The sequence below is a fragment of the Rhizobium rhododendri genome (assembly GCF_007000325.2).
Lineage (GTDB): Bacteria > Pseudomonadota > Alphaproteobacteria > Rhizobiales > Rhizobiaceae > Rhizobium > Rhizobium rhododendri.
This window is the reverse complement of sequence record NZ_CP117267.1, coordinates 2,379,272-2,392,481: the sequence shown is the minus strand read 5'-3', so window position 1 is coordinate 2,392,481 and position 13,210 is coordinate 2,379,272. Positions and strand designations below refer to the sequence as shown.

At 61.6% G+C, this 13,210-nt stretch carries 10 protein-coding genes and 1 other RNA gene; 8 read left to right on the top strand and 3 right to left on the bottom strand.

Annotation, left to right across the window (positions count from 1 at the left end; all coding sequences use genetic code 11):
* Positions 1-39 precede the first annotated feature (39 nt).
* The 3 genes from PR018_RS11625 to tkt form a co-directional block, all read right to left on the bottom strand.
* The gene (locus PR018_RS11625) at positions 40-1,878 is read right to left on the bottom strand and encodes a potassium/proton antiporter (protein WP_142830679.1); all 1,839 of its coding nucleotides are present in this window, start codon (positions 1,876-1,878) and stop codon (positions 40-42) included.
* 267 nt (positions 1,879-2,145) lie between these two features.
* Positions 2,146-3,156 (bottom strand): type I glyceraldehyde-3-phosphate dehydrogenase, encoded by a 1,011-nt coding sequence (gene gap, locus PR018_RS11620; protein ID WP_142830680.1) that lies wholly within the window; start codon positions 3,154-3,156, stop codon positions 2,146-2,148.
* Positions 3,157-3,229: 73 nt separating this feature from the next.
* Positions 3,230-5,212 (bottom strand): transketolase, encoded by a 1,983-nt coding sequence (tkt, locus tag PR018_RS11615; protein ID WP_142830681.1) that lies wholly within the window; start codon positions 5,210-5,212, stop codon positions 3,230-3,232.
* A 391-nt stretch (positions 5,213-5,603) separates the two neighbouring features.
* Between tkt and PR018_RS11610 the strand changes: the two genes are divergently transcribed.
* The 8 genes from PR018_RS11610 (at position 5,604) to PR018_RS11575 (ending at position 13,162) form a co-directional block, all read left to right on the top strand.
* Positions 5,604-5,879: a DUF4164 domain-containing protein gene (locus tag PR018_RS11610; protein ID WP_111222393.1), complete on the top strand. Its 276-nt coding sequence runs from the start codon at positions 5,604-5,606 to the stop codon at positions 5,877-5,879.
* A gap of 54 nt (positions 5,880-5,933) precedes the next feature.
* On the top strand, positions 5,934-6,311 hold the full coding sequence (locus PR018_RS11605; protein ID WP_142830682.1) for a cell division protein ZapA: 378 nt from the start codon (positions 5,934-5,936) through the stop codon (positions 6,309-6,311).
* Between the two features lie 162 nt (positions 6,312-6,473).
* A non-coding RNA gene (ssrS, locus tag PR018_RS11600) (6S RNA) lies at positions 6,474-6,632 on the top strand.
* A gap of 328 nt (positions 6,633-6,960) precedes the next feature.
* The gene (gene mprF, locus PR018_RS11595; protein WP_224127976.1) at positions 6,961-9,504 is read left to right on the top strand and encodes a bifunctional lysylphosphatidylglycerol flippase/synthetase MprF; all 2,544 of its coding nucleotides are present in this window, start codon (positions 6,961-6,963) and stop codon (positions 9,502-9,504) included.
* Positions 9,501-10,880, top strand: coding sequence for a virulence factor (locus tag PR018_RS11590; protein WP_142830684.1), 1,380 nt, complete (start codon positions 9,501-9,503; stop codon positions 10,878-10,880). Before mprF ends, PR018_RS11590 begins: the two co-directional genes overlap by 4 nt.
* Before the next feature lie 152 nt (positions 10,881-11,032).
* Positions 11,033-11,704: an HAD-IA family hydrolase gene (locus tag PR018_RS11585; RefSeq protein WP_142830685.1), complete on the top strand. Its 672-nt coding sequence runs from the start codon at positions 11,033-11,035 to the stop codon at positions 11,702-11,704.
* 43 nt (positions 11,705-11,747) lie between these two features.
* On the top strand, positions 11,748-12,320 hold the full coding sequence (locus PR018_RS11580) for a 5-formyltetrahydrofolate cyclo-ligase (protein WP_142830686.1): 573 nt from the start codon (positions 11,748-11,750) through the stop codon (positions 12,318-12,320).
* A gap of 17 nt (positions 12,321-12,337) precedes the next feature.
* Positions 12,338-13,162 carry a TIGR00282 family metallophosphoesterase gene (locus PR018_RS11575; protein WP_142830687.1) on the top strand — a complete coding sequence of 275 codons (825 nt, stop codon included), beginning with the start codon at positions 12,338-12,340 and terminating at the stop codon, positions 13,160-13,162.
* The last annotated feature ends 48 nt before the right edge of the window (positions 13,163-13,210 follow it).

Here is a 13,210-nt window from a genome sequence, read left to right as displayed (position 1 = left end):
CTACGGATGGTCGGAGACGCAAGGCTGTCGGCCTGGGTTTTAGTCGCTACTCGAATCGTTTGAATTCGCCTTCGCGGCCCGTGCGCGGCGCCGCCTGAGGGCATCGCGAATGCGGTGGGCGATTTCGCGCATGTTGATGAACAGCGGCAGCGCATCGGTGGAATCGACCACTTCGAGTGACATGCCGACAGCCTTGATATGGTCGTTCTCGTCGAGGTCGCGAACGATCAATATGAGCGATCCGAGACGCACCCGGTCCGCATAGTCCGCCTTGCCGCCCAAGCGCTGGCGCATCAGTTCGGAAATCGTCAGGTTCTTCTCGTTTTCGTGCAGGAGGCCCGGGCCATAGGCAGCATCGAGATCCGCTGCCTGCCGCTGCGGCGAAATGGAGAAGGCGCCGAAGAACTCGGTATCTTCCGGATCGACCGGTGCGCGGGTGGCGAAAAGCCTGTCGAGCAGCCGCGAAAAGCTTGGCGCGATGAACAGGTAGACCAGATCGTTTTCCCGCAGCCGTCCGGCATATTGATAGCGCATCGACTTGCCGTCGCGCACCACCAGCGATGGCATGGCCCAGCGCGGGATCCGCTCTCCCAATAGCACAGGGCTGTCCTTGACAACGCGGTAGGAGAGCAGTTCGTGGTTGGCAGCGCCGGGCAGATCGACCTCGACCTTGTGAACGGCGCCGATGCGCGGCGGAATGATGAGCCCGAGCTTCTTGGCCACCGGCTTGATCGTCCAGCCCTGCAGCATCAGCGAGACGAGCACGATGATGAAGGCGACGTTGAAATATGTCTGGCCGAAATCGAGATTGCCGAGGATAGGCATGATGGCAAGCAGTATGGAGACGGCGCCGCGCAAACCGACCCAGGCGAGGAAGCCTGTCTCGCGCTGGGTATAGTCGAACGGCAGCAGACAGAGCCAGACGGCAACCGGTCGGGCGACGAAGATCAGCACCAGCGCCAGCAGTACGGCCGGCACGGCGATGGCTGGAAACTCCGACGGGGAGGCAAGCAGGCCGAGGACCAGGAACATGATGATCTGGGCGAGCCAGGTCATGCCGTCCTGGAAGCGCTTGATGGTCGCAGAGGCCGGCATCTTGTGGTTGCCGGCGTAGATGCCCGCGACATAGACCGCAAGAAAGCCGCTGCCGCCGACGGCGCCGGTGAACGAGAACACCAGCAGCGCCAGCGCCAGCACGAAGATCGGCGTCAGGCCGCGGTCGGTTTCGAGCTTGCCGGCGACCAGCACGATCATCATGCCGCCGAGCAAGCCGAGGATGACGCCGAGGCCCATCTGCTGGACGAACATGGCCAGCATGGCGATATTGACGCCGCCGACGCCTTCGCCGCTGCCGATCGCCTGTACCAGCGCAATGGTCAGGAAGATCGCCATCGGGTCGTTGGTGCCGGATTCGACTTCGAGCGTCGAGCGCACCTTGTCGCGGATATTGATGCCGCCGATGCGTAGCAGGAAGAAGACGGCGGCGGCATCCGTCGAGGCGACGATCGAGCCGAGAAGCAGGCCTTCCATCCAGCTGAAACCGAGAAGCCAGGATGCGGCCAGCCCGAAAATGGAGGCGGTAATGATGACCCCGAGCGAGGCTATCGTCAGAGCCGGGACGGCAGCCGCCTTGAAGGAGGACAGCGAGGTGCCAAAGCCGGAATCGAAAAGAATGACGGCCAGCGCGATCGAGCCGAGGATATAGGCGAGGTAATTGTTGCTGAAGGCGATGCCGAGCCCATCCTGGCCGGCCAGCAGGCCGATGACGAGAAACAGCAGTAGCAGGGGCGCGCCGAAGCGGAATGCGAGAAGGCTGGAGAAGGCGGCAATGAGGATCAGGACGGTGCAGACCAGGACGACGACATAAAATGCTTCCACGGACACTTCCCTTTTCTCGCATCCGGCCAGTGCCGGACGCCCCACGTCAGCCCGTAGCCGCGACGCGAGCCCTCCCTGCGCTCCCGTCCCCGACGCCGAATCCCCCAGCGCAAATGATTGCCCGCCGATTGTAGGCCATCCAGATTTGCTCTCAAAGGCTTAATGATCAATCTGGTCGATAGCTGGGCGAAATGTGGAATATCAAGTGTCTAAACAAAAAACGGCCCGGTTTCCCGAGCCGTTTTTCTAACGTGGCGGTGCAGTCGCTCAGATGGTCTTGGCGAAGGCGACGGCTGTGTCGGACATGCGGCTGGAGAAGCCCCATTCGTTGTCGTACCAGGAGAGCACGCGGACGAAATTGCCTTCCAGGACCTTGGTCTGGTCGAAGGCGAAGATCGACGAGTGGCTGTCGTGGGTGAAGTCGCGCGAAACCAGCGGCTCGTCGGTGTAGCCGAGGATGCCCTTCAGCTTGCCGTCGGAGGCAGACTTGATCACCTGGTTGATCTCTTCAACCGTGGTGTTGCGCTTGGCGACGAACTTGAAGTCGACGACGGAAACGTTCGGTGTCGGAACGCGGATCGACGTGCCGTCGAGCTTGCCCTTCAGTTCCGGCAGCACGAGGCCGACGGCCTTTGCGGCGCCGGTCGAGGTCGGGATCATGGACAGGGCTGCGGCGCGGGCGCGGTACAGGTCCTTGTGCATCGTGTCCAGCGTCGGCTGGTCGCCGGTGTAGGAGTGGATGGTGGTCATGAAGCCGTGGTCGATGCCGATGGCATCGTTCAGGACCTTGACGACGGGAACCAGGCAGTTGGTGGTGCACGACGCGTTGGAGATGACCAGGTGTTCCTTGGTCAGCTGGTCGTCGTTGACGCCGAAGACGACGGTAAGGTCGGCACCGTCGGCAGGGGCCGAGACGATAACGCGCTTGGCGCCGGCGGTCAGATGCAGGGCGGCCTTTTCACGCGATGTGAAGATGCCGGTGCATTCCATGGCGATATCGACGCCGAGTTCGCCATGCGGCAGGGCTGCCGGATCCTTGATCGCGGTGACCTTGATCGGCTTGCCGTTGCCGACGATGATCGTGTCGCCTTCGACCTTGACCGAGGCCGGGAACTTGCCGTGGATGGAATCGTAGCGCAGCAGGTGGGCATTGGTTTCGACCGGGCCGAGGTCGTTGATGGCAACGACTTCGATGTCGGTGCGGCCGGATTCGACGATGGCGCGCAGGATGTTGCGGCCGATGCGGCCGAAGCCGTTGATGGCAACTTTTACAGTCATGGTGGACACTCCCAAATCGGACAGGACTTTTCTATTTGATGGAAGCAGGGCGCCGTGGCGCCCTGTATTGGGATCAGGAAAGCTTAGCTTCCGCAGCGGCAACGACGGCTTCCGCCGTGATACCAAAATGCTTGTAGACTTCCTTGGCCGGGCCGGAAGCGCCAAAGCCCTTCATGCCGATGAACGTGCCTTCCGGTCCGATGAAGGCATCCCAGCCTTCGCGGACGCCGGCTTCGACGGCGATCTTGACTGGCGAGTTGCCGAGGATTTCCGCCTTGTAGGCTTCGGGCTGTTCGAAGAACAATTCCGTCGAGGGAACCGAGACGACGCGGACCGTGATGCCCTTGGCTTCAAGCGCGGTGCGGGCGGCAACGGCGATTTCGACTTCAGATCCAGAAGCGAAGATCGTCACCTTGGCATCGGCAGAACCGGCCAGATTGTAGGCGCCGAGTTCGCAGAGGTTTTTCTCGCTGTATTCCAGGCGAGCGGCAACCATGTTCTGGCGGGTGAGGGCCAGACCCGACGGACGGTCCTTGGTCTTCAGCGCAATCTGCCAGCACTCGGCCGTTTCCGTGGCATCGGCCGGGCGGAACATCATCAGGTTCGGGATGGCGCGCAGCGAGGCCATCTGTTCCACCGGCTGGTGGGTCGGGCCGTCTTCGCCGACGCCGATCGAGTCATGCGTCAAAACGTGGATAACGCGAATGCCCATCAGCGACGCCAGGCGGATCGGCGGACGGCAATAGTCCGAGAAGATCATGAAGCCGCCGCCGTAAGGGATCAGGCCCCCGTGCAGAGCGATACCGTTCATGGCAGACGCCATCCCGTGTTCGCGGATGCCCCAGTGCATGTAGCGGCCGGCGAAATCCGTCGGCGTGATCGACACCATCTGGCTGGTCTTGGTGTTGTTCGATGGCGTCAGGTCGGCGGAGCCGCCGAGCGTTTCAGGCAGGAAGCCGTTGATGACCTCGAGCACGTCTTCCGACGCCTTGCGGGTCGCAACGGTCGGCTTCGTCTCGGCCAGCTTCTTCTTGTAGTCGCTGATGGCGGCGTCGAAGCCAGCCGGCAGGTCGCCGGCGAAGCGGCGGTTGAACTCGGCCTTCTTGGCTTCATCGGCTGCAGCGAGGCGCGACTGCCAGTCCTTCATATCGGGAACGGCACGCTTGCCGGCTTCGCGCCAGGCGTCGAGCACGTCGGCAGGAATGACGAAGGGCTCGGCATCCCAGTTGAGAGCCTTGCGGGTAGCCGCAATTTCCTCGGCGCCGAGCGGCGAACCGTGGACCTTGTGGGTGCCCTGCTTGTGCGGAGCGCCGAAGCCGATGATCGTCTTGCAGGCGATCAGGGTCGGACGGTCGGACTTCTGGGCTGCCTCGATCGCGGCAGAGATCTGGTCCGGCTCATGGCCGTCGACTTCGATGGTGTTCCAGTGAACAGCCTTGAAGCGGGCAATCTGGTCGGTCGAGTCCGACAGCGAAACGGCGCCGTCGATGGTGATCGAGTTGTTGTCCCAGAACAGGATGAGCTTGTTGAGCTTCAGGTGCCCGGCGAGCGCGATTGCCTCGTGGCTGATGCCTTCCATCAGGCAGCCGTCGCCGCACATCACGTAGGTGTGGTGATCCTGCAGCTCGGAGCCGAACTCGACGGCGAGCTTGCGTTCTGCAATCGCCATGCCGACGGCGTTGGCAATGCCCTGGCCGAGCGGACCGGTCGTGGTTTCGATGCCGGTGGCGTGACCGTATTCCGGGTGGCCGGCAGTCTTTGAGCCCAGCTGGCGGAAGTTCTTCAGATCCTCGATCGACATGTCTTCATAGCCGGTCAGATACAGAAGCGAGTATAGCAGCATCGAGCCGTGGCCGGCCGACAGCACGAAGCGGTCGCGGTTTGCCCAATGGGGCGATTTCGGATCGAATTTCAGGTATTTGGAGAAGAGTACGGTGGCGACGTCAGCCATGCCCATCGGCAGGCCGGGATGGCCGGAATTGGCCTTCTCAACGGCATCCATGGCAAGGAAACGGATCGCGTTTGCCATCCGGTCGTGTTTTTCGCGAGAGATCATGGTCGTTCCGCAAGGTTTGGGATGGTCTCGGTCTCGAGAGGGATGGACCACCGGTTGGAAGGCACAGCGAGGGAGGGATGCTTGGAACCCTGGATCGCAGTCTGCCTCAGGCGGCTGAGACATAGCAGTTGGGGCGAGCAAGTCAATAAATCCGGCGGCCAAACCCGGCCTCCGTCGCAAATATTTAACATTTGCCTTTTGTCTTGTACAAAAGACGACATGAGCCTGATAGGCTGCCGGAACTGAGGAAAGTCGCATGTCATCCACAGTTTAGCGGCCTTGCCGCATGCAGGCCTTTATTGACGGCCAGTTGCCGAGTTGAATACTGTGACAGATCAGGGCAATGCGCCACCATGGCGATTCGGAGCATTGTGCGTGGAACCGGGAAGACATGATGCCCACAGGCAAGACAGTGGACGCCGCCATCACGTCACTGCGTCAGGCGCTGGCAGCGCTGGATAATGCGGTCGACGTGCGTTTCGAACGGGAGCGCGAGCGAAGCGAGATCGACGCTGAGGTTCGCCGGACCCACGCCGACCGTTCACGGCTGGCACAGGAACTCGACCAGGCGGAATTTCGCGCCAACCGGCTGGAGGAGGTAAACCGCGAGGTTTCCCGCCGGCTGGTCACCGCCATGGAAACGATCAGGGCCGTACTCGATCGCTGACGCAGCGTCGCAGACAACCTTTGCCGTATCGGGCAAGACAGGACGGAATATCGCATGGCGCAGGTAACGGTAACGATCGACGGCAAGGCCTATCGCATGGCCTGCGAGGAGGGGCAGGAAGATCACCTGACGGATCTCGCCACACGGTTCGATCGCTATGTCAGCCACCTGAAGGAGCAGTTCGGCGAGATCGGCGATCTCCGGGTGACAGTCATGGCCGGCATCATGATCATGGACGAAGTGGCCGACCTGACGCGCAAGGTATCCGGGCTGGAGGCAGAACTCGACGCCTTGCGCGGTAACCGAGACACAGCGCTCGCCGCCAGTGCACAGACGGAAGAGGCGCTGGCCGGCGTTCTGGACGAAGTCGCCAGCAGCATTCGCGGCATCACCGAAAAACTGGTCGCCAAGCCGGGCGCGGAAGCGCACTGAGTTTAGATAGCATCGATTGCGAACCCTGGCATCTGAACATGACGGCGATAAAACCCTGAACGGCAAATCCGTAGAGGGTAGCGTTCGTCGATGACGTCGCCGAGCGTTAATTCTCGACCGATGGCACTGGTGCGCAAACCCAAAGCGCATTATATGTCGAATTGCGGTCTGCGCTTCCCGGCAGGTACCACAATCCCTGGGGCCATACTCGATCCAAAGGGAGCTGTCCCTGGCCAGGCCCGTGGGCTTGGACATATGGCGCCCACCTACGTTTGTAGGCACCCAGGATCGTAAAAAACCACCGGTCGTCGTGGATCGCACTTTCGCCTTCGGGCGGGTTTTACGCAATTTGCCTTGCGACTTCTGTCTCCGCGCCCGTCGCGCCCACTATAATCTTCCTTTTTTGAAGAGAATATTGTCGCCGATCAAGGCGCTGCGCCAAAAATGCCTGAATTCAGAGAGATGTGACGGCGACATGTCGTCGCCTTGAAAGAATCTGCGTACAACCGCCGAATAGAAATATTCGCGTTGACGTACATCTGCTAAGCGGGGCGCAGAAGTGACCCATTCAAACAGGTAAAGTATGTCGAGCCCGATCGATCTGGAACCAGCCGAAGACGACCTCGAGGAGCGCGGCTGGCTGGTCACGATGTTGCGCCGCTATCGCACGCAGCTGCTGGCGCTGGGCAGCGTCGTCGTCTTCGGCATGGTCGCCTACGCGATTTTCCACCTGACGACAGAAGTCCGGTACGACGATATCGTGCTCGCTTTGAGCGACACCTCTGCCCGTGCGATCCTGCTTGCGCTGCTGTTTACCGGCCTCAGCTTCTTCGCGCTGATCTTCTACGATACCAATGCGCTTGAATTCATAGACAAGAAGGTGCCGTTTCCGCATGTGGCGCTGACGGCGTTCAGTGCATACGCCGTCGGCAACACTGCCGGTTTCGGCGCATTGAGCGCAGGCGCGATCCGTTACCGCGCCTATTCGCGCATGGGGCTGACACCGGAAGACATCGGGCGCATCGTCGCCTTCGTGACGCTGTCGTTCGGCCTTGGCCTTGCCGCCGTCGGTTCGATCGCGCTGATGATTATTGCCGATGAAATGGGGCCGTTGATCAATGTCGACAGCCTCGTGCTGCGCGGCGTCGCCGGTGTCATCCTGGGCCTACTGGCGGTCTTGCTTTACATGGGCCGCGGCGGGCGGGTGATTTCCATCGGCAGCTTCACGCTGCGTCTGCCGGATTCGCGCACCTGGTCGCGCCAGTTCCTGGTCACCGCCTTCGATATCGCGGCGTCAGCGACTGTTCTCTACGTGCTGCTGCCGGAATCGTCGATCGGCTGGCCGACATTCCTCGCGGTCTATGCCATCGCCGTCGGCCTCGGCGTCCTCAGCCATGTCCCGGCCGGCCTTGGTGTCTTCGAGACCGTGATCGTCGCGTCGCTTGGCAGCGCCGTCAACGTCGATGCGGTGCTGGGCTCGCTGGTACTCTACCGGGTGATCTACCATGTGATCCCGCTGCTGCTTGCGATCATGGTCGTTGCGGTGACCGAACTGCGCCGCTTCGTCGACCATCCCGCTGCTTCCAGTGTGCGGCGTGTCGGCGGGCGCCTTATGCCGCAGTTGCTGTCGACCTTCGCGCTATTGCTGGGCGTCATGCTGATCTTTTCGAGCGTCACGCCGACGCCGGATGAAAACCTCGAGTTCCTGTCGGATTATCTTGCCCTGCCTGTGGTCGAAGGTGCACATTTCCTGTCGAGCCTCGTCGGCCTTGCCATGGTCGTCGCAGCCCGTGGCCTTGGCCAGCGCCTCGATGGCGCCTGGTGGGTTTCGGTGGGCTGCGCGGTTGCAGCGGTAACGCTGTCGCTGCTGAAGGCGATCGCGCTCGTCGAGGCGTCGTTCCTGCTGTTTTTCATTTTCGGCCTGTTCGTCAGCCGAAAGCTGTTCAACCGCCCGGCTTCGCTCGTCAACCAGGCGCTGACAGCCGGATGGCTGATGGCTATTGCGGTCATCTGCATCTGCGCCATTGTCATCCTGTTCTTCGTCTATCGCGACGTCGCCTACAGCAACCAGCTCTGGTGGCAGTTCGAGTTTGCCGACGAGGCGCCGCGTGGCCTGCGTGCCGTGCTCGGCCTTTGCATCGTTGCCTCCGGTATTGCCGCGTTCAGCCTGCTCCGTCCGGCGACCTCGCGACTGCTGCCGGTCTCGGACGACGATGTCGAGCGGGCCGTTGCCATTGTCGAAGCGCACGGCATCGCCGACGCCAATCTTGTGCGGATGCGCGACAAGAGCATAATGTTCTCCGAAAAGGGCGATGCCTTCATCATGTACGGCAAGCGCGGTCGCTCCTGGATCGCCCTGTTCGACCCGATCGGACCGCGGCACGCGCTGGCCGATCTCGTCTGGCGGTTTGTCGAATCCGCGCGTACGGCGGGCTGTCGGTCGGTATTCTACCAGATCTCGCCAGGGCTCCTGTCGCACTGCGCCGATGCCGGCATGCGGGCCTACAAGCTCGGCGAACTCGCCGTCGTCAATCTCAATACCTTCGAGCTGAAGGGCGGCAAGTGGGCCAATCTCCGCCAGACGGCAAGCCGTGCGGTGCGCGACGGGCTTGAATTCGCGGTCATCGAGCCGCAGGACGTAGGCGAGGTGCTGGACGAACTCGCGGCAGTCTCGAACGCCTGGCTGGAAGACCACAACGCCAAGGAAAAGGGCTTCTCCCTCGGCGCCTTCGATCCCGACTATATCCTGTCGCAGCCGGTCGGCGTTCTCAGGAAGGACGGCCGCATCGTTGCCTTTGCAAACATACTCGTGACGTCGACCCACGAAGAGGGCTCGATCGACCTGATGCGCTTTTCGCCCGACGCACCGAAGGGTTCCATGGACTTTCTCTTCGTCCAGATCCTCGAGCATCTTAGGAATGCCGGATTTCAGCGCTTTAACCTCGGGATGGCACCTCTATCCGGAATGTCGAAGCGTGAATCGGCGCCGGTCTGGGACCGGATCGGCGGCACGGTTTTCGAACACGGTGAACGGTTTTATAACTTCAAAGGGCTAAGAGCCTTCAAAGCAAAATTTCATCCCGACTGGCAGCCGCGCTATCTCGCGGTTTCAGGCGGGGTCAGTCCGATGATTGCGCTGATGGACGCGACGTTCCTGATCGGCGGCGGACTAAGAGGAGTCGTCAGGAAATGATCTTGAAATACGCAGCTTCCTTCGCAATGGCGGCCTTGCTCACGCTGGGTGTCGCCCACGCGGACGAGGTCAATAAGAAATACGACACCGGCATCATCCCGTCGCCGCACATCCTTGTGCCGACGGGCAAGGTAGTTGGCGAAGTCGTGCTGATCTCGGATATCGGTGGCTGGGGCGATAAGGAAAACGCCGTTGCACAGACGCTGCTGGCGAAGGGCTCGATGGTCATCGGGATCGACTATCCTTCCTTCCTGAAGGCACTCAACAATTACGATGTCAGCCAGAACGATGGCTGCATCTACATGGTTTCCGACATCGAGTCGCTGAGCCAGCAGGTACAGCGGTCTGTCGCCGACAGCGCCTACGAGCTGCCGATCATCGCCGGTGTTGGTGCTGGTGGCACCATGGCGCTGGCAATTGCCGCGCAGACACCGGACGCCACTGTGTCACAGACGCTGGCCGTCGATCCTGCCGCAGGCATCGCCCTCACCAAGGATCTCTGCACGCCTGCCGAAAAGGTCAAGACCGGCGACAACGTCGTCATCGGACTGATGGACGGCGTGCTGCCAAACCCGATCATTGCCAGCTTCACCCCGGCAGCGCCCAAGGATGGCCGCGACCATGTCGAGGCGATGCAGAAGGATCATCCGGAAATCGAAATCCGCGATTCCACGGACGACGCCACGACGACCCTCAGCAACACCCTGGTCGATCTGGTAAAGTCGCTGAGCGCCGAAAAGTCGCCGCTTGGCCTTCCCATCAACGTGCTTGAAACCAAGCCGACCGAGGACACGCTGGCGATCATCTATTCCGGCGACGGCGGATGGCGCGACATCGACAAGGAAGTCGGCTCCTACCTGCAGGATCAGGGCATTCCGGTGGTCGGCGTCGATACGCTGCATTATTTCTGGTCGGAGCGTAAGCCACAGGAAACTGCAGACGATCTGGGCCGCATCATCGATTACTACACCAAGCACTTCAATGTGCAGCACGTCGTGCTGATCGGTTACTCGTTCGGTGCCGACGTCATCCCGGCCAGCTACAATCTGCTGAAGCCGAAGGAACGCAGCCAGGTGGTGCAGATGTCGCTGCTGTCGCTGTCGCGCAAGGTCGACTATGTCATCTCGGTAATGGGCTGGCTCGGCGCTTCCAGCGAGGGCAAGGGCGGCGATCCGCTCAAGGACCTTAAGAAGATCAACCCGAAGATCGTGCAGTGCGTCTATGGCACGGATGACGACGAGGACGTTGCCTGCCCCGATCTGAAGGGCACCGGCGCCGAAGTCGTCGCCATGGCCGGCGGTCACCATTTCGACGACGATTACGAGACATTGTCGAAGACGATCATCGCCGGCGTCAAAAGCCGTCTCGGCGAATAGGGAACATCCCGCCGGGTCGTTGCTTGTCGCAGTGCCCCGGCAAGACTATCTAGCTTTGCATCTGACTGCGGCTGACGGTATCTGGGGCAATCTTCGACCTGCGACGCCTGCGTCGGCCCGGTCGATCATCTGCCAACCGAAAGAGATACTCCTTGTCCGCTGATAACGTTTCCGTCTTCGATAAAAGCTACGCCGCCTTCCTGTTCGACATGGACGGGACGATCATGAACTCGATCGCCTCCGCAGAACGGGTCTGGGGCGCCTGGGCTGCGCGCCAGGGTCTGGATGTCGAGAAATTCATGCCCACCATGCACGGCGCCCGCGGTATCGATACGATCCGCAACCTCAATCTTCCCGGCGTAGATCCTGCTGTCGAAGCCGCTGCAATCGAGAGGGACGAGATCGCCGATGTCGCCGGCGTCGTGCCGATTTCCGGTGCCATCGATTTTCTGGCCTCGCTGCCTGCCGACCGCTGGGCCATCGTTACCTCGTCGCCGATTGCGCTTGCCAAGGCGCGGCTGGCGGAGGCGGGAATCCCGATGCCGCGTTTCATCGTGACTGCCGAGGACGTCAAGGTCGGCAAGCCCAATCCGCAGTGCTACATTCTGGGTGCCGAACGGCTGGGCGTGAGCGTCACCGAATGCCTGGTGTTCGAGGACGTGCCGGCTGGTATCAAGGCTGGCGAGGCGGCAGGCGCCGACGTCATGGTCATCACCGCGACGCATGGCCACCCGATGCAGACACCGCACACGACGATCCCCAATTATGATAGCGTCCGCGCCCGTATCGGCGCCAACGGAAAGCTGTCGGTGGTGCGCGCCTGAGGGGCGCAGCCACGCCCGGGCGTTGGCTTGCGGGATGGACGACATGGCTTCGAGTGAGATGAAAGCACAGGTTCGCAAGCAACGGCTGGCGGCTCGCGACGCGCTGCCGGCGGATTTGCGGGCGCAAAAAAGCGCCACCATGGTGCGGTGTGGTGATGCGGAAATCCGCTTCGAGCCGGGAGCGGTTATCGCCGGCTTCCTGCCCATCCGCTCCGAGGCGGACATCCGGCCGTTGCTCGATCAATTGCGATCGCGGGGCGCGCGCGTTTGCCTGCCCGTCGTCATCGACAGGCAAACGATCGTCTTTCGCGAACTGGCAGATGCCCGTTCGCTTGTTCCCGGTGCCTTCGGTACCCTCGGACCTGACGAGACCGCAGCGCTGCTGGAACCCGATATCCTGCTGGTGCCGCTATCGGCGTTCGACGCTAGCGGACGGCGGATTGGCTATGGTGGCGGCTATTATGACAGGGCGATTGCGCTTTTACGACGGAAAGGCCTCGCGCGGCGCCTGATCGGCATTGCATTCGATTGCCAAGAAGTGCCATCAGTACCCGCCGAGCCGCACGACGTTCCCCTTGACGCCATTCTGACCGAAAGCGGCCTTCGCATTTTCTGACCGGAGACCGACGTGGAATGAGACTGCTATTTCTGGGTGACATGGTTGGCAAGACCGGGCGCGTGAGTGTCTGGAACCGCCTGCCGGGGCTGGTGTCCGATCTCAAGCTCGATTTTGTCATCGTCAACGGCGAGAATGCGGCCGGCGGTTTCGGCATCACCGAAGAAATCTTCCTGGAAACCATCAATGCCGGCGCCGACGTGGTGACGACGGGCAATCATGTGTGGGACCAGAAGGAAGCGGTTTCCTTTGCAGGCCGACATGACCAGTTCCTGCGCCCGGCCAATTATCCGGCCGGAACGCCCGGACGCGGCTCCGGCCTCTACTATGCGCGCAATGGCGCCCGCGTGCTGGTCGCCAACATCATGGGCCGCGTGTTCATGCATCCCGAACTCGACGATCCCTTCAAGTCGGCCGAGGCCATCCTGGCTGCCTGCCCCCTGAAGGAGCAGGCCGACGCGATCGTCTTCGACTTCCATGCGGAGGCTACCAGCGAAAAGCAATGCTTCGGCCATTTCGTCGATGGCCGCGCGAGCTTCGTCGTCGGGACCCACACCCATGTGCCGACAGCCGATGCGCAGATCCTCAACGGCGGAACCGCCTACATGTCCGATGCTGGCATGTGTGGCGACTATGATTCCTCGCTGGGCATGGAAAAGGAAGAACCGCTCAACCGGTTCATTTCGAAGATGCCGAAAGGCCGCTTCGAGGCCGCATCCGGGCCGGCGACGATATGTGGGGTCGGCGTGGAAATCTCCGATTCGACCGGGCTGGCGGAAAATATAGCGCCGCTGCGGATCGGGCCTCGCCTGGCTGAGACCGTTCCCTCGTTCTGGAACTGACCCAAACAGATTTTGAAGTAGCCCGGGCTGTCCGTTGACGGCCCGGGC